At 74.9% G+C, this 23490-nt stretch carries 21 protein-coding genes; 4 read left to right on the top strand and 17 right to left on the bottom strand.

All coding sequences use genetic code 11. The features are described from left to right. Window positions 1-4: 4 nt before the first annotated feature. From PGN05_RS00195 to PGN05_RS00185, 3 genes are all read left to right on the top strand, one after another. Window positions 5-1102: a glucose-6-phosphate dehydrogenase assembly protein OpcA gene (locus PGN05_RS00195; RefSeq protein ID WP_419750119.1), complete on the top strand. Its 1098-nt coding sequence runs from the start codon at window positions 5-7 to the stop codon at window positions 1100-1102. Continuing rightward, window positions 1099-1914: a 6-phosphogluconolactonase gene (pgl, locus tag PGN05_RS00190; protein ID WP_419750118.1), complete on the top strand. Its 816-nt coding sequence runs from the start codon at window positions 1099-1101 to the stop codon at window positions 1912-1914. The genes PGN05_RS00195 and pgl overlap by 4 nt, the downstream gene beginning before the upstream one ends. A 180-nt stretch (window positions 1915-2094) precedes the next feature. Further along, window positions 2095-2259 (top strand): hypothetical protein, encoded by a 165-nt coding sequence (locus PGN05_RS00185; protein WP_419750116.1) that lies wholly within the window; start codon window positions 2095-2097, stop codon window positions 2257-2259. Between the two features lie 51 nt (window positions 2260-2310). Here PGN05_RS00185 and PGN05_RS00180 read toward each other — a convergent pair whose 3' ends face one another. From PGN05_RS00180 to uvrC, 10 genes are all read right to left on the bottom strand, one after another. After that, window positions 2311-2652: an RNA polymerase-binding protein RbpA gene (locus PGN05_RS00180; RefSeq protein WP_419750115.1), complete on the bottom strand. Its 342-nt coding sequence runs from the start codon at window positions 2650-2652 to the stop codon at window positions 2311-2313. 129 nt (window positions 2653-2781) lie between these two features. Then, window positions 2782-3015, bottom strand: coding sequence for a preprotein translocase subunit SecG (gene secG / locus PGN05_RS00175; protein ID WP_419750113.1), 234 nt, complete (start codon window positions 3013-3015; stop codon window positions 2782-2784). Between the two features lie 52 nt (window positions 3016-3067). Further along, window positions 3068-4849 carry an ABC transporter substrate-binding protein gene (locus PGN05_RS00170; protein WP_419750112.1) on the bottom strand — a complete coding sequence of 594 codons (1782 nt, stop codon included), beginning with the start codon at window positions 4847-4849 and terminating at the stop codon, window positions 3068-3070. A 32-nt stretch (window positions 4850-4881) separates the two neighbouring features. Beyond that, complete coding sequence (gene tpiA / locus PGN05_RS00165) at window positions 4882-5715, bottom strand: triose-phosphate isomerase (protein ID WP_419750111.1); 834 nt, start codon at window positions 5713-5715, stop codon at window positions 4882-4884. Then, entirely contained in the window at window positions 5715-6920 is a 1206-nt protein-coding gene (locus tag PGN05_RS00160; protein ID WP_419750109.1) for a phosphoglycerate kinase, read from the bottom strand. Before PGN05_RS00160 ends, tpiA begins: the two co-directional genes overlap by 1 nt. A 2-nt stretch (window positions 6921-6922) precedes the next feature. Then, on the bottom strand, window positions 6923-7927 hold the full coding sequence (gene gap / locus PGN05_RS00155) for a type I glyceraldehyde-3-phosphate dehydrogenase (RefSeq protein WP_419750107.1): 1005 nt from the start codon (window positions 7925-7927) through the stop codon (window positions 6923-6925). Between the two features lie 259 nt (window positions 7928-8186). After that, window positions 8187-9167, bottom strand: a complete 981-nt coding sequence (gene whiA, locus PGN05_RS00150) for a DNA-binding protein WhiA (protein ID WP_419750106.1) — start codon at window positions 9165-9167, stop codon at window positions 8187-8189. Window positions 9168-9286: 119 nt separating this feature from the next. Further along, complete coding sequence (locus PGN05_RS00145) at window positions 9287-10219, bottom strand: gluconeogenesis factor YvcK family protein (RefSeq protein WP_419750104.1); 933 nt, start codon at window positions 10217-10219, stop codon at window positions 9287-9289. Between the two features lie 53 nt (window positions 10220-10272). Next, on the bottom strand, window positions 10273-11292 hold the full coding sequence (rapZ, locus tag PGN05_RS00140; protein WP_419750102.1) for an RNase adapter RapZ: 1020 nt from the start codon (window positions 11290-11292) through the stop codon (window positions 10273-10275). Further along, window positions 11289-13334: an excinuclease ABC subunit UvrC gene (uvrC, locus tag PGN05_RS00135; RefSeq protein ID WP_419750100.1), complete on the bottom strand. Its 2046-nt coding sequence runs from the start codon at window positions 13332-13334 to the stop codon at window positions 11289-11291. The genes rapZ and uvrC overlap by 4 nt, the downstream gene beginning before the upstream one ends. A gap of 142 nt (window positions 13335-13476) precedes the next feature. Between uvrC and PGN05_RS00130 the strand changes: the two genes are divergently transcribed. Next, window positions 13477-14352 carry an alpha/beta fold hydrolase gene (locus tag PGN05_RS00130; RefSeq protein ID WP_419750099.1) on the top strand — a complete coding sequence of 292 codons (876 nt, stop codon included), beginning with the start codon at window positions 13477-13479 and terminating at the stop codon, window positions 14350-14352. Between the two features lie 70 nt (window positions 14353-14422). On the opposite strand, the gene PGN05_RS00125 is transcribed toward PGN05_RS00130, so the two are convergent. The 7 genes from PGN05_RS00125 to PGN05_RS00095 form a co-directional block, all read right to left on the bottom strand. After that, window positions 14423-15343, bottom strand: coding sequence for an alpha/beta fold hydrolase (locus PGN05_RS00125; RefSeq protein ID WP_419750097.1), 921 nt, complete (start codon window positions 15341-15343; stop codon window positions 14423-14425). Continuing rightward, window positions 15340-15753, bottom strand: coding sequence for a universal stress protein (locus tag PGN05_RS00120; protein ID WP_419750096.1), 414 nt, complete (start codon window positions 15751-15753; stop codon window positions 15340-15342). The genes PGN05_RS00125 and PGN05_RS00120 overlap by 4 nt, the downstream gene beginning before the upstream one ends. Further along, complete coding sequence (locus PGN05_RS00115; protein WP_419750094.1) at window positions 15750-17315, bottom strand: tripartite tricarboxylate transporter permease; 1566 nt, start codon at window positions 17313-17315, stop codon at window positions 15750-15752. The genes PGN05_RS00120 and PGN05_RS00115 overlap by 4 nt, the downstream gene beginning before the upstream one ends. Beyond that, window positions 17316-17885, bottom strand: a complete 570-nt coding sequence (locus PGN05_RS00110) for a tripartite tricarboxylate transporter TctB family protein (protein ID WP_419750093.1) — start codon at window positions 17883-17885, stop codon at window positions 17316-17318. It abuts the gene before it with no gap. Then, window positions 17882-18862, bottom strand: coding sequence for a Bug family tripartite tricarboxylate transporter substrate binding protein (locus PGN05_RS00105; protein ID WP_419750092.1), 981 nt, complete (start codon window positions 18860-18862; stop codon window positions 17882-17884). Before PGN05_RS00105 ends, PGN05_RS00110 begins: the two co-directional genes overlap by 4 nt. Before the next feature lie 114 nt (window positions 18863-18976). Beyond that, on the bottom strand, window positions 18977-21868 hold the full coding sequence (uvrA, locus tag PGN05_RS00100; protein WP_419750090.1) for an excinuclease ABC subunit UvrA: 2892 nt from the start codon (window positions 21866-21868) through the stop codon (window positions 18977-18979). 166 nt (window positions 21869-22034) lie between these two features. Next, on the bottom strand, window positions 22035-23453 hold the full coding sequence (locus tag PGN05_RS00095; RefSeq protein WP_419750088.1) for an amidase: 1419 nt from the start codon (window positions 23451-23453) through the stop codon (window positions 22035-22037). Between the last annotated feature and the right edge of the window lie 37 nt (window positions 23454-23490).

Genomic DNA, 23490 nt, shown 5'->3' with positions numbered 1-23490 from the left:
CCCCATGACGACCCTGTGGGACACCACGGGATCCGCCGTGGTCAAGGAGCTGGCCGCCCAGCGGCGCACCGGCGGCGCGGTCCTGTCCGGGGTGGCGCTGACCCTGGTGGTCGTCGCCGACGAGGGGCGGGTGACCGAGGCCGAGGAGGCCGCCACCGCCGCCGCCGAGCAGCACCCCTGCCGGCTGCTCATCGTCGTCCGCCGGCAGATCGAGGCCCCCAGCCCGCGGCTGGACGCCGAGGTGCTCATCGGCGGCCGGCTCGGCCCCGGCGAGGCCGTCGTCATGCGGATGTACGGGCGGCTCGCGCTGCACGCGGAGTCGGTGGTGCTGCCGCTGCTGGCCGCCGACGCCCCGGTGGTCACCTGGTGGCACGGCACCCCGCCGGAGGGGCTGAGCACCGACGCGCTGGCGGTCATCGCCGACCGGCGGATCACCGACAGCTCGCTCGCCGACGACCAGCTGGCGGCGCTGCGCACCCGCGCCACCGATTACGCCCCCGGGGACACCGACCTCGCCTGGACCCGCAGCACGCCGTGGCGGGCGACCCTCACCTCGACGCTGGACTCGGTCTCGGGCCGCCGCGGGGACGCCGTCCGCGTGCGCGGCGGGCAGGTGGAGGGCGACCGGAACCACGCCACCGCCCTGCTGATGGCCGGATGGCTCAGCGCCCGCTGCGACACCACCATCCCCGTGGTGGAGGGCGAGCGGCGGCCCGGGCCCAGCGGCGTCTCCTCCGTCGTCCTGCAGCTGGACCAGGACGAGGAGGTGCGGGTCACCGCCGACCGCCGGGGCGGGGCGGTGATCGCCCAGCCCTACCGGCCCGAGGCGATGGTGGCCCTGCCGGACCGGCAGCTCGGCGACCTGGTCGGCGAGGAGCTGCGCCGGCTGGACCCCGACGAGCCCTTCGCCGAGGCGCTGGAGGCGACGACCGGCGTGACCGGCCTGGCCGCCCGGTCACCCGACCGCTCGCACGTCTGGTTCGACCCCGCGGCGGCCAGCGGTGGCGCGGGCGATCCGCTGCCCACGGTGCCCGCCGACTCCGAGGGCGCCGAGGAGGTCGCCGAGCACGGCGAGCACAACCGCGAGGAGGTGCGCCCGTGAGCCTCCCCCCGGGAGACCGCGTCGCCGGGGGGCTGGCGGAGGAGGGCGGTCGGGTCCCCGACGTGGTCATCGAGCCCGACGCCGACCGGCTCACCCGGGCGGTCGCGTCCGCGCTGGTCGCGCGGCTGGCGGCGGCGCAGGCCGTGCACGGGACGGCGACGGTCGTGCTCACCGGCGGCGGCATCGGCACCGCGGTGCTGGAGCGGGTGGCGGCGCTCGCCGCCGAGCCGGAGCGGGAGCGGGTCGACTGGACCGCGGTGGACGTCTGGTGGGGCGACGAGCGCTGGCTGCCCGCGGGGGACGCCGAGCGCAACGAGACCGGCGCCCGGCAGGCGCTGCTGGACGCGGTCGACGTCCCCGCCGCACGGGTGCACGCCATGCCCGCCGCGGACGCCGGGTTCGCCGAGCCCGAGGACGCCGCCGAGTGGTACGCCGGGCAACTGGCCGCCGCGGCGCCGGAGGGCGCACCACTGCCCCGCATCGACGTGCTGCTGCTGGGCATGGGCCCGGAGGGTCACGTGGCGTCGATCTTCCCGGACTCGCCGGCCGCGACCGACGAGCGGCTCGTGGTCGCCGTGCGCGACTGCCCCAAGCCGCCCCCCACCCGCATCAGCCTCGGCTTCGGCGCGATCAACGCCGCCGAGGAGATCTGGCTGCTGGTGGCCGGCGAGGGCAAGGCGCCGGCCGTGGCCCGCGCGCTGCGTGAGCGACCCGGGCCGGACGCGCTGCCCGCGGCGGGCGTGCACGGCCGCCGGGCGACCCGCTGGCTGTTGGACGCGGCCGCGGCGAGCGGGCTGGACGCCCCGGCCTGAGGGGTGGGGGCGCGGGTCCGCGGTCCGCGGGGCGGTGCACCGCGGCCCGGGGACCCTGGCCCGCGGAGCTCCGGCGGAGCACACTGCCGGACGCGACCGCGGCAAGCAGACCGCCGGCGGGCTTCCAGACGGCGGCGGCACAGCGACCGCACGCCGTCCCCACGCACTCCGGAGATCGCGATGACGCCCCTCTCACGAACCCGGTCCACGCAGCCCGAGGAGGCCGTCCGGCGGGCGGTCGCACCCCGGACCCCGCGCCGGCACGCCGGCTGCTACTGGGACCACGAGCAGGCAGCCTGGGTGGCCTTCACGCTCGTGCCGGTGCCCCGTCCGGCCCGGGACTGAGCGCAGCCCCCGGGCCCCGCCGCGAGCGCGCGGCGGGGGTGGGGGGCTCTCTCAGGCGCCCCGGCGGGACCGGAGCTTGGCGAGGGCCTCCTCGAGGAGGGCGTCGCCGTCGGCGTCGCTGCGCCGCTCGCGCACGTACGCCAGGTGGGTCTTGTACGGCTCGGTCCGGGGCGCCGGCGGCGGAGCCGTCTGGTCCTGCCCGGCGGGCAGCCCGCACCGGGGGCAGTCCCAGAACTCGGGGACCTCGGCGTCGGAGGCGAAGGCCACCCGCGTCTCGTGCCCCTGCGTGCACCAGTAGCCGATGCGCCGGCGCGGTGCGGTCTCGCCGCGCTCGGCCTCACCCATCGGCCCTGCGCCGACCCGCGTACCCCGGATCGCGTTCCCACCAGCCACGAGCGCCCCCTGTGCGTTGCCAGGTGATCGCGACCCGGGACGGGCCGCCCGGGCAGTCTAGGGCCTGGACAACGCGATCCTGGTCACGATTTGCACGCGGAACCCGTCCGGGGACGTCGGGGGCCGCGCTCAGACCTTGAGCAGGATGCCCAGGCCGACGACGCAGATGGCCCAGATGAGGGCGGTGAAGATTGTCAGGCGGTTGAGGTTCTTCTCGACCACGGACGAGCCGGCCAGCTGCGAGGACACCGCGCCGCCGAACATCGAGGACAGGCCCCCACCCTTGCCACGGTGCAGCAGGATCAGCACCACGAGGAGCGCGCTGGTGAGCACCAGCAGCACGTTGAGGACGAGCTCGATCATGCGTCGAGGGTAACCGACCGGTCGCGGGACCCGGCCGACGCGGCCAGGGGTGTCAGCGGACGCCGGCGGTGGCCAGGTCGTAGGACGTGTACGCCGACATCACCACGCCGTTGCGCAGCCGCTGACCGGCCAGCAGCTGGGCTCGGGTCTCCGTGAGGGGCACGTAGGCGCCCGCGGCGGTGGCGGCGGTGGCGACCTCGCCCCACGCCGACCGCGCCGCAGCGGGGTCGGCCGCGGCGCCGCGGGCCGCGTCGATCAGGTCGTTCACCGCCGGGTCGGCCAGGCGCGCGAAGTTGGTGTTCCCGACCGGGCTGATCGACCGCCCGTCCACCAGCGGGACGAGGAACGAGCCGGGCGTCGGGAAGTCCGCCGTCCAGGTGGCCAGGACGATGCCGAAGCCGTTGGCCGCCACGTTGTCCGGGTTGCCGACGTCGGTGGCGTAGAAGCCCGGCGCGGCCAGGGGGCGCACTTCGACCTCGATGCCGATCTCGCCCAGCTGGCCGGCGATCTCCTCGGCGACGGCCACGCTGCTGGCGGCGTCCGGCACGGCGAGCACCGTGCGGAAGCCGTCGGGCTGCCCGCACGCGGCGAGCGACTCCCGGGCCGCGGCGAGGTCCGGCTCGGGGTCGCCCTCGTCGGGGCCGCCGTCCAGGGCCCGCGGCCACAGCTGCGAGGTGCGGACGGCGTTGACCGCCCCGCCGAGCGTCTCCTGCACCGCCCGCCGGTCGATGGCCGCGGCGACCGCGGCGCGGCAGGCGGCGTTGTCCAGTGGGGCGACGTTGGTGGGGAGCGCGAGCAGCCGCACCACGCCGCTGGTCACCTCGTCCACCCGCTCGGTGACCGGGACCTCGCCCCCGGCGCCCTCGGCCAGCCGCGCGGTCGTCGCTGCCTGCACGCCGGTCCCGGAGACGTCGACGTCGGCGGACCCGGCGAGCAGCGCCTGGTCCCGCTCCACCCCGGTCATCCCGGTGCGGACCACGACCTGGTCGGGCAGCGCGGTCCGGACGTCGTCGGTGGCGGGGTCCCACTGGGGGTTGCGGTCGAGCACGATGCCGGTCACCGGGTCGACCGAGCTCACCGCGTACGGGCCGGAGGAGACCGGGTCGCGGCCGTAGTCGCCGGCGGTGTCGTTCTCGGCCGGCACCGGGCTGCTGGACGGCAGCGCCATCACGTAGGGGAAGTCCGGCTGCGGGGTGCGCAGCCGGAAGGTGATCGTCCGGTCGTCCGGGGTCTCGATCGCGGCCAGCCCGAGCCTGTCGGGCGCCTCGTCCTGGTAGGGCCCGGCGTAGGGGTTGGCCGGGTCGTCGAGCAGCTCGACGACGTGGGTGGGCCCGCCGACGACGACGTCGGAGGCGAAGGACCGCTCGATGCCGTACTTGACGTCGCGGGAGGTGATGGGCCGGCCGGTCTCGAACCGGGCGCCCTCCCGCAGCGTGAAGGTCCAGGTGGCGCCGCCGTCGGGCGTGCTGCCGAGGTCGGTGGCGAGGTCGGCCACGAGCTGGTCCGTGGCGCCGGGCTCGGTCGAGTAGGTGACCAGCGTGCGGGTGTAGAGCCGCATGAGGTTCCACACGCCGGGCAGGTAGGAGCGCTGCGGGTCCAGGCTGTCGACCTCGCCGGTCACCACCCGCAGCGTCCCGCCCGCGGTGTCGGACGGCGCGCGGGTCCCGGTCAGTCCGGCGTCCGGGCCACCGCCCTGGACGGGCACGCCGGGATCGCCGCCGCCGCTGCTGCAGCCGGTGGCGCCGACGACCGTGAGGACGGCCACGGCGATGCCGAGGACCCGGCCCCGGGTCCCGCGGGCCCCGGCCGGTCCCCGACTCTGCGTGCTGTCCACGTACCCGCTCCCCCGCCTGCCGGCGGCGGCGGTCAGCCGCCGTCGGCGGCTGTCCGACAGATCTGCGTGAACTCGTCGGCGTCCAGGCTGGCGCCGCCCACGAGTGCACCGTCGACGTCCGGCCCGGCCAGGATCCCGGCCGTGTTGGCGGCCTTCACCGACCCGCCGTAGAGGATACGGACGACGGCTGCCGTCTCCGGGCCGAAACGCTCGGCGAGCCGCGCCCGGAGCGCGCCGCAGACCTCCTGCGCGTCCTCGGGTGTGGCCACCTCGCCGGTCCCGATCGCCCAGACCGGCTCGTAGGCGATGACGACCCCGCCGCCGGAGCCGTCCGCGGTCCCCCGCACCTGCTCGGCCGACAGCCCCTCGAGCGCCGCGTCCAGCTGGGCCGTGCAGTGCGGGACGTGCCCGCCGGCCCGGCGGACGTCGAGCCCCTCCCCCACGCACAGGATCGGCACCAGGCCGTGCCGCAGGGCCGCCTGCACCTTGGTGGCCACCACGGCGTCGTCCTCACCGTGCAGGGCTCGCCGCTCCGAGTGGCCGACGGCGACGTAGGTGCAGGCCAGGGCGGCGAGCATCGCCCCGCTCACCTCGCCGGTGTAGGCCCCGGAGTCCTGCGCGGAGAGGTCCTGCGCCCCGAAGCCGATCTCCAGCTTGTCGCCGGTGACCAGCGTCTGCACGCTGCGCAGCGCGGTGAACGGCGGCAGGACGACGACCTCGGCGGCCTCGAGCTCGGGCTCCTTGAGGGAGAACGCGAGCTTCTGCACCAGGCCGATGGCCTCGAGGTGGGTGAGGTGCATCTTCCAGTTGCCGGCGATGAGCGGGCGGCGCCCCTCGCGGCGGACCGGTGCGCCCTTGCGCGCCATCAGGCGTCCCCTCCGTCGGCGAGCACCGCGAGGCCCGGGAGCTCCCGGCCCTCCAGGTACTCCAGCGACGCCCCGCCGCCGGTGCTGATGTGGCCGTAGGCGGCCTCGTCCAGGCCCAGCTGCCGCACCGCGGCCGCGGAGTCACCGCCACCGACGACCGACAGGCCGTCGACGGCCGAGACGGCCTCGGCCACGCCTCGGGTGCCGGCCTGGAAGGGCGCCAGCTCGAACACGCCCATGGGGCCGTTCCAGAAGACGGTGCGCGCTCCGCCGAGCTCCCGGCCGAACGCCTCGACGGTGCGCGGGCCGACGTCCAGGCCCATCTCCCCGTCGGGGATCTGCTCCACCGGCACCGTGGTCGTCGTGGTGTCCGCGCTGAACTCCGGCGCGCAGACGACGTCGAGCGGCAGCACGATCCGCTCCCCGGCCTCGGCCAGCAGCCGGCGGCAGGTGTCGACCTGGTCGGCCTCGAGCAGGGACTTCCCCACGCCGTGCCCCTGGGCGGCGAGGAAGGTGAAGCACATCCCCCCACCGACCAGCAGCCGGTCCACCTTGGGCAGCAGCGCCTCGATGACGGCGAGCTTGTCGCTGACCTTGGAGCCGCCGAGCACGACGACGTAGGGCCGGGCCGGGTCCTGCGTCAGCCGGGTGAGGACGTCGAGCTCCTGGGCGACCAGGCGGCCGGCCACGTGCGGCAGCCGTTGCGCCACGTCGAACACCGAGGCGTGCCTGCGGTGGACCGCGCCGAAGGCGTCGTCGACGTAGACGTCGGCCAGCGCGGCCAGCCGGTCGGCCAGCTCCCCGCGCTCGGCGTCGTCCTTGGCGGTCTCGGCGGCCTCGAAGCGCACGTTCTCCAGCAGCAGGACGTCGCCGTCCCCGAGCGCGGCGGCCCGGGCCTGCGCGTCCTCCCCGGCCACGTCGGCGGCCAGCGGGACGTCGGCACCGAGCAGCTCCCCGAGCCGCGCGGCGACCGGGGCCAGCGAGTACTGCGGGTCCGGTGCGCCCTTGGGCCGGCCGAGGTGGGCGGCGACGACGACGCGGGCGCCGGCGTCCCGGAGCGCCTGCAGCGTCGGCAGGCTGGCCCGGATCCGGCCGTCGTCGGTGATCGCGCGGGTGCTCTTGTCCAGGGGGACGTTCAGGTCGGCGCGCACCAGCACGCGCCGACCGGAGACGCCCTCGGCGAGCAGGTCGTCGAGGGAGCGCATCGTCAGAGGGACTTGCCCACCAGCGCGGTGAGGTCCACGAGGCGGTTCGAGTAACCCCACTCGTTGTCGTACCAGCCCAGCACCTTGACCATCGGGCCGAAGACCTTGGTGAGCTTGGCGTCGTAGATGCACGACGACGGGTCGGTGACGATGTCCGAGGAGACGATCGGCGCATCGGTGTAGCTCAGGTACTTGCCGAGCGGGCCGGCCGCGGCCTCGCGGTAGGCGGCGTCGATCTCCTCGGCGGAGGCCTCGCGGGTCACCTGGACGGTGAGGTCGGTCGCCGAGCCGGTCGGCACGGGGACCCGGATGGCGTAGCCGTCGAGCTTGCCCTTGAGCTCCGGCAGCACCAGGCCGATCGCCTTCGCGGCGCCGGTGGAGGTCGGCACCATGTTCAGGGCGGCAGCGCGGGCGCGGCGGAGGTCCTTGTGCGGGCCGTCCTGCAGGTTCTGGTCCGCGGTGTAGGCGTGGATGGTGGTCATCAGGCCGCGCTCGATGCCGAACGCGTCGTGCAGGACCTTGGCCAGCGGCGCCAGGCAGTTGGTGGTGCAGGAGGCGTTGCTGATGATCGTCTGGGAGCCGTCGTAGAGGTCGTCGTTGACGCCCATGACGATCGTGATGTCGTCGTCGGTGGCCGGCGCGGAGATGATGACCTTCTTCGCGCCGCCCTTGTCGACGTGCTTGCGCGCGTCGGCCGCCTTGGTGAAGAAGCCGGTGGACTCGACGACGACGTCGACGCCGAGGTCGCCCCACGGGAGGTTGGCCGGGTCGCGCTCGGAGAGCACCTGCACGGTGTTCCCGCCGATCTTGATGCTCTGGCCGTCCGCGGCGACGTCCTCGGAGAGCTTGCCCAGCACGCTGTCGTACTTGAGCAGGTGCGCCAGGACCTCGGGGCTGGTGAGGTCGTTCACCGCCACGATCTCGATGTCCTGGCCGCTGGCTGCGGCGGCCCGCCAGAAGTTGCGGCCGATCCGGCCGAATCCGTTGATGCCCACCCGCACGGTCACTGCAGACCTCCACAGTCGGTCGACGCTCGCGGCCGCGCGGTCGCGCGGCCTGGCTCTGCGACGACCCTAGCGGTCCGGTCGCGACGGGGCCCGGGCCGCCCGGGGAGGCGGGCCCGGGCCCGGTGACGTGCCGGCACGGCCCTCCTGCAGGGTCCCGCCCCGAGTTGCGAGGGGTGGGGGGAGGTGACGCGCTGGAACGGCCCTCCTGCAGGGTCCCGCCCCGAGCTTGCGAGGGGCGGGGGGCAGGAGGGTCCTTCTGCTACTGGGCGAGCATGTCCTCGGTGACGACGGACTCGGTGTCGGGGATGCCGAGGTCCTTGGCCCGCTTGTCGGCCATCGCCAGCAGGCGGCGGATCCGGCCGGCGACGGCGTCCTTGGTCATCGGCGGGTCGGCCCGCTGGCCCAGCTCCTCCAGCGAGGCCTGGCCGAACTCCAGCCGCAGCCGGCCGGCGACGAGCAGGTGCTCCGGCGCGTCGTCGGCGAGGATCTCCAGCGCCCGCTCCACCCGGGCACTGGCGGCCACGGCGGCGCGCGCCGAGCGGCGCAGGTTGGCGTCGTCGAAGTTGGCCAGCCGGTTGGCGGTCGCCCGGACCTCGCGGCGCATCCGCCGCTCCTCCCAGGCCAGCACCGCGTCGTGGGCGCCCATGCGGGTCAGCAGGGCGCTGATCGCGTCGCCGTCCCGGACGACCACGCGGTCGGCGCCGCGCACCTCGCGGGCCTTGGCGGCGATGCCCAGCCGGCGGGCCGCACCGACCAGTGCCATCGCGGCCTCCGGGCCGGGGCAGGTGACCTCGAGGGAGGACGAGCGGCCGGGCTCGGTCAGCGAGCCGTGGGCGAGGAAGGCGCCCCGCCAGGCGGCCTCGGCGTCGTTGATGCCGCCGGACACCACCGACGGGGGCAGGCCGCGCACCGGGCGCCCGCGCTGGTCGACCAGCCCGGTCTGCCGGGCCAGGCCCTCGCCGTGCTTGGCGATGCGGACGAGGTAGCGGACGCCGCGGCGGATGTTGCCGCCGGCCAGCACGCTGACACCGCTGGTGTAGCCGTACACCTCGCTGATGTCCCGGCGCAGCCGCCGGGCCACCGAGCCGGTGTCCAGCTCGGCCTCGATGACCACCCGGCCACCGACGATGTGCAGGCCGCCGCTGAACCGCAGCAGCGCGGTGACCTCCGCCTTGCGCTCGGAGGTCTTGGTGCACTCGACCCGCGACAGCTCGTCCTTCACCATGGCCGTCATCGCCATGCCGTCCACCCCCACGTTCCCCCGGGGTAACCAGGCCCCATGTGCGACGTCCCCTCTTCTTCCCCTCGTACCGGTACCGGTACTCGGCGTTGCCGTACCCGGCAGCTCCCTTCCATGCCCTACGACCCTCCGACGGCGGACCCTAGCGCTGCCGCCAGGCGGGCCGGGTCGTGCCGCGGAGCTCCGTCGAGCTCGGCGACGGGAGCCAGGACCAGCTCCGCGCCGCACTCTCGCACTGCTGACAGGAGACCACAGCGGTCAACCACCGAGTCGACATCCGCGATCACCGTGTGCAGCGCCACTCCGCCCAGGTGGGCGCGGAGCACCGCCAGGTGCTCCTCCGGGGAGAAGCCGTCGGTCTCCCCCGGCTGCGGTTCCAGGTTGAGGACGACGACCACGCGGGCGCGACTCGCGGCCAGCGCGGCCCGGAGGCGGGGCACCAGCAGGTGCGGCAGCACGGAGGTGTACCAGGAGCCGGGCCCGAGCGACACCACGTCGGCCACGGCGATCGCGTCGAGCACGGCGGTGCTGACCGGCGGGTCCGGCGGGGAGACGAGGATCTCGCGGACCCGGCCCGGGGTGCTCGCGATGGCCACCTGCCCCCGGATGGTGCGGGTCCGGGCGGGGTCGTCGGGGTCGGTGCTCTCCACCCGGGCGACCAGGTCGAGCGGGACGTCGGCCATGGGCAGGACCCGGCCCCGGGCGCCCAGCAGCCGGCACAGGTCGTCGAGCGCGGCGACGGCGTCCCCGCCGTGCAGCTCGGTGAGCCCGGTGAGCACCAGGTTGCCCACCGGGTGCCCGGCCAGCACGCCGGTGCCGCCGAACCGGTGCTGCAGCAGCGCGGCCAGCCGGCGGGTGTCCGTTCCGTCGCCGGCGAGCGCGGCCAGCGCCATGCGCAGGTCGCCGGGGGGCAGCACCGGCATCTCGCGCCGGATGCGGCCGGAGGAGCCGCCGTCGTCGGCCACGGTGACGACGGCGGTCAGCTCGGACGTGAGGCGCCGCCAGGCCGCCAGCGCGGCCGCCAGGCCGTGCCCGCCGCCGAAGGCGACCACGCGGGGCGGCCGCCCGGACGCCGGGACCTCCGGGGTCGGGGGTGCGGCGCCCACTACTCGCGGCCCAGGTCGCGGTGCTGGACGCCGGCCGCGACCCCGTCGGCCCGCAGCCGGCGGGCGAACTCCTCGGCGATCGCCACGCTGCGGTGCTTGCCGCCCGTGCAGCCCACGGCCAGGGTCAGGTAGCGCTTGCCCTCCCGCCGGTAGCCGGGGATGAGCAGCCGCAGCACGTCGGTGTAGCGGTCGAGGAACGGCGCGGCGGCCTCCTGGCCGAGGACGTAGTCGCGCACGTCCGCGTCCCGGCCGTTGTGCGGCCGCAGCTCGGGGAGCCAGTGCGGGTTGGGCAGGAAGCGGGCGTCGACCACGAGGTCGGCGTCCAGCGGCAGGCCGTACTTGAAGCCGAAGCTGAGCACGGTCGCGGTCAGCGGCGGGGTCTTCCCCTCCCGGGCGAAGGCGTTCTCCAGCGTCGCCCGCAGCTGGTGCACGTTGAGGTCGCTGGTGTCGACCCACAGGTCGGCCTCGCCGGCGATGCCGGTCAGCAGTGCCCGCTCGGCGGAGATGCCGTCGATCAGGGTGCCGCCGCCCTGCAGCGGGTGCTCGCGGCGGTTGGACTCGTACCGGCGGACGAGGACCTCGTCGCGGGCGTGCACGTAGACGATCCGCGGCCGGTGGCCTGCCTCGGCGAGCACCCGGATGGCCTCCTGCAGGTCGCTGGAGAACGCCCGGCTGCGGACGTCGACGACCGCGGCGAACCGGCGGACGTCGCCCCGCGCGCCCAGCTCCACCATGGGCAGCAGCAGCGCCGGCGGGAGGTTCTCGACGACGAACCAGCCGAGGTCCTCCAGCACCCGCCCGGCGGTGTTCTTGCCCGCGCCGGAGAGGCCGGTGACGACCACGACGTCCAGCGGCGGGACCTCGGTCGACGACGGGTCGATGGGCGGCGGGACGTCGGTGTGCGGGTGCCCCGGGGTGCCCGGCGGCGTGCCGAACGCCCCCGTTCCGCGGGCGACGCCGCCGTCCTGCTCCCCCGACGCGCTCGCCAGCTCGCTGCCCTGCTCCCCGCGTGAGCTCACGAGGCCACCAGCCCGACCTCGGCGGTCGCACCGGCGGCGGGCTGCCGGGTGCCGCGCTCGGCGGGGCCGGCCGGCGCGGTCGTCGACTCGACGACCTCCTGCGCCGGAGCCTCGCCCGCCCCGCCCGCCTCGGCCGGCTCGGCCACCGCCGCCTGCACCGCCTCGGCCGTCCGCCGGCCGATGCCGGGCACGGCCATGAGCTCCTCGACCGTGGCCGCGCGCAGCCGCTTGAGGGATCCGAACTCCTTCATCAACGCCTTCCGTCGCGTCTCCCCGAGGCCGGGGACGTCGTCCAACAGGGAGACCAGCATGCTGGTGGACCGCTTCTGCCGGTGGTAGGTGATCGCGAACCGGTGCGCCTCGTCGCGGACCCGCTGCAGCAGGTACAGCGCCTCGGAGGTGCGCGGCAGGATGACCGGGTCGGTCTCGCCGGGCAGCCACACCTCCTCCATCCGCTTGGCCAGCCCGCAGACGGCGACGTCGACGATGCCGAGCTCGTCGAGCGACCGGGCCGCCGCGGCCACCTGCGGAGCCCCGCCGTCCACGACCAGCAGGTTCGGCGGGTAGGCGAACCGGCGGGGCCGGCCCTCCTCGGCCGCGACCCCCTGCTCGTCCCTGCGGTCGGCCTCCTCCTTGAGGTGGCGGGCGAACCGCCGGCGGACGACCTCGGCCATCGCCGCGGTGTCGTCGGTTCCGTGGGTGACGCTGAACCGGCGGTAGTCGGACTTCTTCGCCAGGCCGTCCTCGAACACCACCATCGAGGCGACGACGTTGGTGCCCTGCACGTGCGAGATGTCGATGCACTCGATGCGCAGCGGCGCGTCGGTCAGCTCCAGGGCCTCCTGCAGCTCCGCCAGCGCCAGGGAGCGGGCGGTGAGGTCGCTGGCCCGCTTGACCCGGTGCCGGGCGAACGCCTCCTTCGCGTTGCGCTCGACGGTCTCCAGCAGGGCGCGCTTGTCGCCGCGCTGCGGAACGCGGAGCGAGACCCGGGACCCGCGCAGCTCGCTGAGCAGCTCCTCGTAGACGTCGGCGTCGTCGGGCAGCTCCGGGACCAGCACCTCCTTGGGCACCGTCTCCCCCGACTCCACGGTGCCGGTCTGGTCGTCGACCCCGCCGTAGACCTGCAGCAGGAACTGCTCGACCAGCTCGCCGGTGGTGACCGCCTCGACCTTGTCCACGATCCACCCGCGCTGGCCGCGCACCCGCCCGCCGCGGACGTGGAAGACCTGCACGGAGGCCTCCAGCTCGTCCTGGGCGAAGGCGACGACGTCGGCGTCGGTGCCGTCGCCGAGGACGACGGCCTGCTTCTCCATCGCCCGCCGCAGCGCCCCGAGGTCGTCGCGCAGCCGGGCGGCCTTCTCGTACTCCATCGCCTCGGCGGCCGCGGCCATCTCCCGCTCGAGCCGCCGGACCATCGACTCGGTGCGGCCGGCCATGAAGTCGCAGAAGTCGTCGACGATCGCGCGGTGCTCCTCGGCGGAGACGCGGCCCACGCAGGGCGCGCTGCACTTGCCGATGTAGCCGAGCAGGCAGGGCCGGCCGATCTGCCCGGCGCGCTTGAACACCCCGTTGGAGCAGGTGCGCGCCGGGAAGACGCGGGTGAGCGTGTCGAGCGTCTCCCGGATCGCCCAGGCGTGCGCGTAGGGCCCGAAGTAGCGGACGCCCTTCTTCTTCGGCCCGCGCATGACCTGCAGCCGCGGGAAGTCCTCGTTCAGCGTCACGGCCAGCGACGGGTAGCTCTTGTCGTCGCGGTAGCGGACGTTGAAGCGGGGGTCGAACTCCTTGATCCAGTTGTACTCGAGCTGGAGGGCCTCGACCTCGGTGCCGACGACGGTCCACTCGACGCTGGCCGCCGTCGTCACCATCTGGCGGGTGCGCGGGTGCAGGCCGGCGACGTCGGCGAAGTAGCTGTTCAGCCGCTGGCGCAGGCTCTTGGCCTTGCCGACGTAGATGACCCGGCCGTTGGGGTCGCGGAACCGGTAGACCCCCGGGTCCTCCGGGATGCTGCCGACCGCCGGTCGGTACGTGGAGGGGTCGGGCATGGCCCCAGGTTAGGTCGGGGGGACGACGGTCCGCCCACCCCGGGTCCCCGGAGATGACACCGGTGTGATTCCGGGCGGGACCTCCGCCCCTGGCCGCCCGGGTCCCCCCGGCCGAGCCTGACCCGCGGGGAGGAGGTCGCACATGGGTGGGCACATCCGCGCCGGGGACCTCGACGTCTGGGTCGAACAGGTCGGGACGGGGTCGGACGTCCTGCTGATCGGCGGCGCCGGGGACACGGTCGAGTCGTGGCAGTTCCAGCTCGACGGGCTGGCCGACCGCTACCGGCTGACCGCCTTCGACACCCGCGGGGCCGGGCGGACGGCGATGCCGGACGACGCCGTGACGGTGGAGGTGCTGGCCGGCGACGCGGCCGGGATCCTCGACGCCCTCGGCATCCCGTCGGCCCACGTGGCGGGGTTCTCCGGTGGCAGCATCGTGGCCCAGGAGCTCGCGGTCCGCCGTCCGGACCTGGTGCGCAGCCTCGTGCTGCAGAGCACGTGGGCGGTGCCGGACGTCTACCTCCGGACGTGGATGCGGTGCGTCCAGTGGCTGGCCGAGAGGGCGCCGAGCGAGCGGGCGTTCCTCGAGGGGTTCTTCCTGGACATCTACACGGCGCGGGCGCACGAGGACGGCACGGTCGCGGCCTTCGTCGACCAGGTGGTCGCCTTCCCGCACAAGCAGGCACCGCAGGACCTCCGGACCTACCTGGACGCCTTCGTCGACGACGACGTGCGCGACCGCCCCAGGCGGATCACCGCGCCGACACTGGTGCTGGCCGGTGGGGTGGACTCCGCCGCCCGCGCTCTCGGGCGGGCCGTGGCGGACGAGGTCTCGGGCGCGAGGTTCGAGCTCTGGGAGACGGAGTGCCACCAGCCGTTCCAGGAGGTACCCGACCGCTGGAACGCCCGGGTGGCCTCGTTCTGGCGGGAGGTCGAGGCGGGCCGGGCGGCAGCGCCGGTCCCGCGGGTCGCCGCGCACCGGCCGGCGCTGATCGGCGAGGAGGAGTGGGCGGACTGACCGGACGCCGCCGCAGCGGTCCCGCCGCCCGGTCCACCGGACACCGTGATGGCGAAGACGCGGCCCGCGGTCAGCCGCCCAGCCGGGCGTCCAGCCACGTCAGCAGGTCCGCGGTCACCTCGTCGCGGTTGGTCTCGTTGAGGACCTCGTGCCGGGCGTCCTCGTACACGTGCAGCTCCACCGGCAGGCCGCGGGCGGTGAGCAGGCCGGCCAGGGCGGTGACCTGCGCGGCGTCCACCCCGCCCACCGGGTCCCGCCGGCCCGCGAGCAGCAGCACCGGCAGGCCGGCGGGCAGCGCGGCGACCCCCTCCTCGCTCGCCGCCCGGACCGACAGCCCGAACACGCCGGCCGCGTAGGCGGTGGTCAGCGGCATGCGGTCGCCGCAGTACGGATCGGCGAGGTAGGCGTCGACCTCGGCGGGGTCCCGGGAGAGCCAGTCGAAGGGCGTGCGGGCCGGCTCGAACGGTTGGTTGAAGGCGCCGAGGGCGTCCAGGGAGGCGTCGCCGGCGCCGGCGGCGACGGAGGCCTCGAGCACGGCGACCGACTCCGCGAGGTGCGGCGCGACGCCGATCGGCCCGGTGAGGACCAGGCCGGCGAGGTCGCCACCGGACTCCTCGGCGGCCGCCAGCGCGACGACCGAGCCCATCGAGTGCCCCAGCAGGACCCGCGGGACGCCGGGGTGCTCGGCCGCCGCCACCTCCTGCAGGGCCCGGACGTCGGCGGTCAGCGCGGCTCCGCCGCCGGGTCCGAACCGGCCCGGGCCGGTCGCCTCCGCCGTCCGCCCGTGACCGCGCAGGTCCAGCGCGGCCACGGCGATCCCCCGCGCGGTCAGCGCGCCGGCCAGCCGGGCGTAGCGGCCGGAGTGCTCCGAGGCGCCGTGCACCACCTGAACGGTGCCGCGGACGGCGCCCTCGGGCAGCCACCGCCGGTACACCAGCCGCACGCCGTCGGCCGCCTCCAGCTGCCGCAGCTCCTCGGACCTCGTCGTCATCCGGTGCCCTCCGGGGGTGGGGTCTTCACGGCCAGGACCGGGCAGTCGACGTCCAGCAGGATGCGCTGGGCCGCGCTGCCCATGAGCAGCTTGCCGACCGCGGAGCGCCGCCGCAGCCCGATGACGAGCAGCTCGGCGCCGGTCTCCTCGACGGCGGCGGCGAGCTCCTCGGCGACGTCCCGGCCGATCGGCTGGCGCACCTCGAAGGACACCCCCGCCGCGGTCAGGTCGGCCTGCAGCTGCCGCAGCCGGTCGCCCTGCAGGTACTCCTCGTCGACGAGGGCGTCCCCCCGCGAGCTGTTGACCACGACCAGCCGCGCGTCGCGCCGCCGTGCCTCCACCACGGCGTGCTGCAGCGCCGCCTCCCCGCGCGGGTTGGGGACCACGCCCACGACCACGACCCCGGTCACCGGCCTCTTCCTCCCTCGGAGTCCAGTTCCGCGTCCCGGTGGCGCAGCTCGCCGGTCTCCTGCACCTCCTCGGGGGTGGCGCGGCGGCCGCGGACGACGCGCAGCACGATCGGCACGACCAGCGCCAGGAAGGAGAGCAGCAGCACGATCCGGCTGAACCAGGTGTCGACCAGGACGCCGAGGTCCCCGCCGCTGATGGCCAGGGCCCGCCGGAGGTTGGTCTCGGCGATCGGCCCGAGGATCAGGCCGATGACCGCCGGCGCCACCGGCCAGCCGTACCGCCTCATGACGAACCCGAGCCCGCCGAGCAGGAGCAGCAGCACGAGGTCGAGCGGGTCGGCGTTGACCGCGTAGGACCCGAGCGAGGCGAACAGCAGGATGCCGGCGTACAGGTAGGGCCGCGGGATGCGCAGCAGCTTCACCCACACGGCGGCCAGCGGCAGGTTGAGCACCAGCAGCATCGTGTTGCCGATGAACAGCGCCGCGATGAGGGTCCAGACCAGCGTGGACTCGGTGGTCAGCAGGGTCGGCCCCGGCTGGATGCCGTAGCCCTGGAACGCGGCCAGCAGGATGGCGGCCGTCGCGGACGTCGGCAGCCCGAGGGTGAGCAGGGGCACCAGGACGCCGGCGGCCGCGGCGTTGTTCGCCGCCTCGGGCCCGGCCACCCCCTCGATCGCGCCCTCGCCGAACTGCTCCGGGTGCCGGGTGAGCCGCCGCTCGGCGGCGTAGGAGAGGAACGTCGGGATCTCGGCGCCGCCGGCCGGCAGCGCACCGAACGGGAACCCGAGGGCGGTGCCGCGCAGCCACGGCTTCCAGGAGCGGCGGAGGTCCTCCCCGGTCATGTACCGGCCGGACGCCGCCATCACCTGCACGGGCCCGTGCCGCAGGCGGGAGGCGACGTAGAGCGCCTCCCCGACGGCGAACAGGGCCACCGCCACCACGACGACGTCGATGCCGTCGTTGAGCTGCGGGACGCCGAGGGTGAACCGCTCCTGGCCGGTGAGGACGTCGGTGCCCACCAGGCCCAGGTAGAGCCCGATGCCGAGGGAGGCCAGGCCGCGCAGCGGGGACGCCCCGAGCACCGTGGCCACCGCGACGAAGGCGAACACGGCGAGCGCGAAGTAGTCCGCCGCGGTGATCCCGATGGCCAGGTCGACGACGACGGGCGCCACCAGGGCCAGCAGCAGGGTCGCGATCGTGCCCGCCACGAAGGAGCCGATCGCCGCGGTCGCCAGGGCCGCGGCCCCACGGCCGGCCTTGGCCATCCTGTTGCCCTCGAGCGCGGTCATGATCGAGCTGGCCTCGCCGGGGGTGTTCAGCAGGATCGACGTCGTCGACCCGCCGTACATGCCGCCGTAGTAGATGCCGGCGAACATGATGAACGCGCTGGTCGGCTCGAGGACGTAGGTGACCGGCAGCAGCAGCGCCACCGTCATGGCCGGGCCGATGCCGGGGAGGACGCCGACCGCGGTCCCCAGCAGCACGCCGACGAAGGCGAACAGCAGGTTGACCGGGGTGAGCGCGTCGGCGAAGCCGCCGGCGAGGTCGGAGAGCGCGTCCATCTAGAACCAGCCCGTCGCCAGCTCGAGGAGCGTCCCTCCGGGCAGCGCCACGTCGAGCGCCTTGACGAAGACGATCCAGACGACGACCGAGGTGATCCCCCCGGCGAGCAGCGGCCGGACGATGCCCCGGGCACCGAGCGCCCAGGCGACCGTGCCGAACATCAGGGTGACCGCCAGCGGCCAGCCGATGACGTTGATGAGCAGGGCGTGGGCGAGGAAGGCGACGGCGATGATGCCGACCGCGCGCCAGTCCGTGCCGGCCGTCAGGTCGACGTCCTCGCTCTCGTCGGCCGGCCCGCGGTCGCCGCGGAACACCCGCACGCCCAGCGCCAGCGCGGTGGCGATGACCAGGCCGCCGACGAGGTAGGGGAAGAACCGCGGTCCGACGTTGCTGGCCGACCCGGGGACGGCGATGCTCCCGGCGTCCACGACGAGGTAGATGCCGAGCGCGCCCAGCAGGACGGTCATCGCCAGCTCGCCGTTGCTCCGACCGGTCTGCTCCGGCGCGGGCGTCGCGGGAGGTGGCTCGTCGCCGCCGGCCGGGGCGGGCGCCGACTCCCGCGCGCTCACTGCACCAGGCCGATCTGCACCAGGATCTCGCGCACCCGCGTCTCCTCCGCGGCGAGGAACTCGCCGTAGTCGTCCCCGGTGAGCAGCAGGTCGTCCCAGCCGTTGTTCTCCAGCGCCTCGGCCCACTCGTCGCTGTCGTGGGTGTCGACGACCAGCTCGATGAGGTCCTCGCGCGCGGAGTCGCTCATGTCGGGGCGGGCCATCACGCCGCGCCAGTTCGACACCTCGACGTCGAACCCCGACTCGATCAGCGTGGGGACGTCGGGGACCTGGTCGTTGCGCTCAGCCGTGGAGACCGCCAGCCCCTTGAGGTCGCCGGAGGCGACCTGCGGCCCGTAGTCGGCGGTGCCGGAGATGCCGGCCGTGACCTGGCCGCCGAGCAGCGCCGACAGCGACTCGCCCCCGCCGGAGTACGGGATGTAGTTGATCTGCGCGGGGTCGATGCCGGCGGCCACGGCGAGCAGGCCGGCGAGGATCTGGTCGGTGCCGCCGGCCGAGCCGCCGGCGATCGGCGTGCCGGCCGGGTCGGCCGCCCAGACCTCGACCAGGCCGGCGATGTCGTCGAACGGCGCATCGGCCGGGGCGACGATCAGCTCGGTCTCGCCGATCAGCCGGGCGATGGGCGTGACGTCGGTGAGCCGGGTGGACGAGTCGTTGGTGTCGACGGCGCCGACCATGACCAGCCCCATCATCATGAGCAGCGCGTCGTCGTCCTCCCGGCCGAGCTGGCCCAGGCCGATCACCCCACCGGCGCCCTCGACGTTGAACACCTGCACGTTGCGGGCCAGGCCGCTGCTCTGGATGACCCGCTGCATGACCCGGGCGGTGGTGTCCCACCCGCCGCCGGGGCTGGCCGGCGCCATGATCCGCAGCCGGGACAGGTCGCCGGGCTGGACGACGGTGCCCGCGCAGGCGCCCAGCGCGCCGAGGGCGGGCGCGGCGACGAGGCCGGCGAGGAAGGACCTGCGGGAGAGCACGGTGCCCACCTCTCGCCGGACGTGACGACGGTCACACCACCCTAGCGAGGGCAGGACGCCCGCGGGGGGCCCAGCGGCCGGAGCCGCCCCGGGCGGGGGCGGCTCCGGCGGCGGTCAGCTGGCCTTCTTGCGCGGCCGCTTGCGGGGCGCGGCGGCCGCGGCGACGGCCTGCGGGTCGAGGATCCGCGCCAGGTACCGGCCGGTGTGGCTCTCGGGGACGCCGGCAACGAACTCCGGCGGCCCCTCGGCGACCACCGTGCCGCCGCGGAACCCGCCCTCCGGGCCCATGTCGATGAGCCAGTCGGCGCTCTTGATGACGTCGAGGTTGTGCTCGATCACCACGACCGAGTTGCCCTTGTCGACCAGCCCCTGCAGGACCATCAGCAGCTTGCGGATGTCCTCGAAGTGCAGGCCGGTGGTCGGCTCGTCGAGCACGTAGATGCTGCGGCCGTTGCTGCGCTTCTGCAGCTCGCTGGCCAGCTTCACGCGCTGCGCCTCACCGCCGGAGAGGGTGGTCGCCGGCTGGCCCAGCCGCACGTAGCCGAGGCCGACGTCGGTGAGCGTCCGCAGGTACCGGGCGATGGCCGGGATGGCCGCGAAGAAGTCCGCGGCCTCCTCGATCGGCATGTCGAGGACCTCGGCGACGGTCCTGCCCTTGTAGTGCACCTCGAGGGTCTCCCGGTTGAACCGGGCGCCCTTGCACACCTCGCACGGCACGTAGACGTCCGGCAGGAAGTTCATCTCGATCTTCAGCGTGCCGTCGCCGGAGCACGCCTCGCAGCGGCCGCCCTTGACGTTGAAGGAGAACCGCCCGGGCAGGTAGCCGCGGACCTTCGCCTCGGTGGTGCTGGCGAACAGCTTGCGGACGTGGTCCCACACCCCGGTGTAGGTGGCGGGGTTCGACCGCGGGGTGCGGCCGATCGGCGACTGGTCGACGTGCACGACCTTGTCGAGCTGGTCGAGGCCGGTGATGGTCCGGTGCCGGCCGGGCACCAGCCGCGCCCGGTTCAGCTCGTTGGCCAGGGTCGTGTAGAGGATGTCGTTGACCAGGCTGGACTTGCCCGACCCCGAGACGCCGGTGACCGCGACCAGGCAGCCGAGCGGGAACGTCACGTCGACGCCCTTGAGGTTGTGCTCGCGGGCCCCCTTGACGACCAGCTCCCGCCCGGGCGTCAGCTGGCGGCGCACCTGCGGGATGGCGATCTGCTTGCGGCCGGAGAGGTACTGGCCGGTCAGCGAGCGCTCGCTGGCCAGCAGGTCCTCGACGGTGCCGCTGACCACCACCTCGCCGCCGTGCTCGCCGGCGCCCGGGCCGATGTCGACGACCCAGTCGGCGGTCTTGATGGTGTCCTCGTCGTGCTCGACGACGATGAGCGTGTTCCCCATGTCGCGCAGCCGGACGAGGGTCTCGATCAGCCGGGTGTTGTCCCGCTGGTGCAGCCCGATGGAGGGCTCGTCGAGCACGTACAGGACGCCGACCAGCCCGGACCCGATCTGGGTGGCCAGCCGGATCCGCTGCGCCTCCCCGCCGGCGAGGGTGGCCGCCGGGCGGTCGAGGGAGAGGTAGTCGAGACCGACGTCCACGAGGAACGACAGCCGGGCCTGGATCTCCCGCAGCACCCGGTCGGCGATCGCCCGCTCCCGCTCCCCCAGCTCCAGCGCGCCGAGCCACTCCGAGGCCTCGCCGATGGAGAGGTTGGTGACCTCGGCGATCGAGCGGCCGCTGAGCTTGACGGCGAGGATCTCCGGCTTGAGCCGGGTGCCGTGACAGACGGGGCACGGCACGTCGCGCATGTAGCCCTCGTACTTGTCCCGCATGTAGTCGCTGTCGGTGTCGTCGTGCCGGCGCTCGAGGAACGGCAGCACGCCCTCGAAGGCGGCGTAGTAGCTGCGCTCGCGGCCGTAGCGGTTCTTGTAGCGGACGTGCACCTGGTCCGGCGAGCCGTGCAGGACCGCCTTCTGGACCTTGGCCGGCAGCCGCTCCCACGGCTCGTCCATGGAGAAGCCGAGCTGCTGGGACAGGCCGGTGAGCAGCCGGGTGAAGTACTCGTTGCTCATCGACGTCGACCACGGCGCGATCGCGCCCTCGGCCAGGCTCTTCTCCGGGTCGGGGACGACCAGCTCCGGGTCGACCTCCTTGCGGGTGCCGATGCCGGTGCACTCGGGACAGGCGCCGAACGGGGAGTTGAACGAGAACGACCGGGGCTCGAGGGCCTCGAAGGACAGGCCGTCGTCGACGCAGGCGAGGTGCTCGGAGAAGGTCCGCTCGCGGTACGGGTCGCCCTCCGGCAGGTCGACGAAGTCGAGGACGACGAGCCCCCCGGCCAGCCCGAGGGCGGTCTCCACCGAGTCGGTCAGCCGTCGCTTGGCGCTGTCCTTGACGGTGAGCCGGTCGATGATGACCTCGATGGTGTGCTTCTCCTGCTTCTTGAGCTTCGGCGGCTCGGTCAGCGGGTGCACGGTGCCGTCGACGCGGACGCGGGAGAAGCCCTGGGTCTGCAGGGAGCTGAACAGGTCGACGTACTCGCCCTTGCGGGCCCGGACGACGGGGGCGAGGACCTGGAAGCGGGTGCCCTCCTCCATGTCGAGCACCTGGTCGACGATCTGCTGCGGCGTCTGCCGGGAGATCGGCTTGCCGCAGTTGGGGCAGTGCGGCTGGCCGGCGCGCGCGTAGAGCAGCCGGAGGTAGTCGTAGACCTCGGTGATGGTGCCGACGGTCGACCGGGGGTTGCGGTTGGTCGACTTCTGGTCGATGGAGACCGCGGGGCTCAGCCCCTCGATGAAGTCGACGTCGGGCTTGTCCATCTGGCCCAGGAACTGCCGAGCGTAGGCCGACAGCGACTCCACGTACCGGCGCTGGCCCTCGGCGAAGATCGTGTCGAAGGCCAGGCTGGACTTGCCGGAGCCGGAGAGGCCCGTGAACACGATCATCGCGTCGCGGGGCAGGTCGAGGTGGACGTCCTTGAGGTTGTGCTCGCGGGCGCCGCGGACGACGAGGCGGTCCATGTGATCCCTGTCGGTCGCTGGAGCGTGGATTGCGGTGTGCGCGGCGCCGTCGGTACCCGGTGCCGATGTCCCTACGGAGACAAGCCGTCGCGCTGTGTGCCTGTTCCCCCGGCGGGGCCGCGGCCGGCGTGATGCCGGTCAACCACCCGTGCCGGGACGGGGCAGGTCAGCCGGGTGCCGCGACCGCGGGTTCGGTGGGGTCGAAGACCGGCGCGTACCGGCGCCACGGCTGCCGCCGCTCCAGCTCTCCGGCGATCCAGAGTAGTCGTGTCTCGGCACCCGGCGGACCGGCGAGCTGGACCGCCAGCGGGTGCCCCTCGGGGCGGGTGCCGGCCGGCAGGACGAGCGCCGGGAGGCCGGCCAGGTTCCACGGCGGCGCCCACGGTGCCCACCGCGCGTTGGCCGCGATGTTGGCGGCGAACGACCGCTCGTGCCACGGCCGGGCCGGCAGCGGCGGGCCCGTGGTGATCGGGGTGAGCAGGAGGTCGACGTCCTCGAAGAACGCGGTCATCCGCTCGCGGAACCGCTCGGCGGTGGCCGGCCGCACCAGCCCCGCGCGCCGCACCAGCCGGCCGATCCGCGCGTGCGTCCGGCTGCGCGGCTGCAGCGCCTGCCGGTCGACGGCCAGGGCGTCGGCGGCCTCGTCGGCGCCGGCCATCCAGCGCGCGAGGGCGCCGGCCGCCGCTCCGGGCGGCACGACCAGCGGCCGCCGGACCACCGTGTGCCCGGCGGCGGCGAGCAGCCCGGCGACGGCGTCGACCGCCGCCTTCGCCGGGCCGTCGGTGGGGACGCCGGGCACCAGGGCCCGCGTGGAGACCGCGATCCGCAGCGGCCGGCCGGGGTCGGCGGGGGGCTCGGGCGCTAGGCCGGCCAGCACGGCGTGCGCGAGGGCGAGGTCGGCGACGGTGGTGGCCAGGGCGCCGTTCTCCACCATGCCGAACCAGTCGCCCGCCAGCGTGGGGACGACGCCCCGCCCGGGCTTGAGGGTGACCAGCCCGCACGCGGCGGCCGGCAGCCGCAGCGAGCCCATCCCGTCGTTGCCGAGGGCGAGCGGGACGCTGCCCGAGGCGACCGCCGCGGCACTGCCCCCGGAGCTGCCGGCCGGGGACCGGGCGGTGTCCCAGGGGTTCCGGCAGACGGCGCCCTGCACGTCGGTGGAGGCGTAGAGGCCGAGCTCGGGCATCCGGGTGATGCCGACGACCACCGCCCCGGCCGCGCGCGCCCGGGCCACGACGGGGTGGTCCTCCGCCGCGGGGGCCGAGGGGCAGGCCGGGGAGCCCTCGGTGCAGGTCTCCCCCGCGACCGGGACGTTGTCCTTCACCGCGATGGGCACACCGGCCAGGGGCAGGGAGCCGCGGTCCGGCGCGGCGTCGACCGCGGCGGCCTCGGCGAGCGCGGCCGCCCGCCGGACGACCCGGAAGGCGCCGATGCGGGGCTCGACCTCGTCGAGGTGGGCCAGGTGCGCGCGGACCACGTCGACGGCGGAGAGCTCCCCGGATCGCACCCGGGCGGCCAGCTCCGTGGCGGGCAGGCCCACCACCGTCCCGCCCCCGGCACCGACCGGCAGACCTCCGCTAGCGTCCATGCCTGGACCGTAACCGCGGTCGCCGACACTTCTCGAA

Origin of the sequence: Geodermatophilus sp. CPCC 206100 (genome assembly GCF_048569675.1) — a bacterium.
In the GTDB taxonomy this organism is placed as follows: Bacteria; Actinomycetota; Actinomycetes; order Mycobacteriales; family Geodermatophilaceae; genus Geodermatophilus.
Note: the sequence above shows the minus strand (reverse complement) of the source record. Positions and strands in the feature narration are given on the sequence as shown.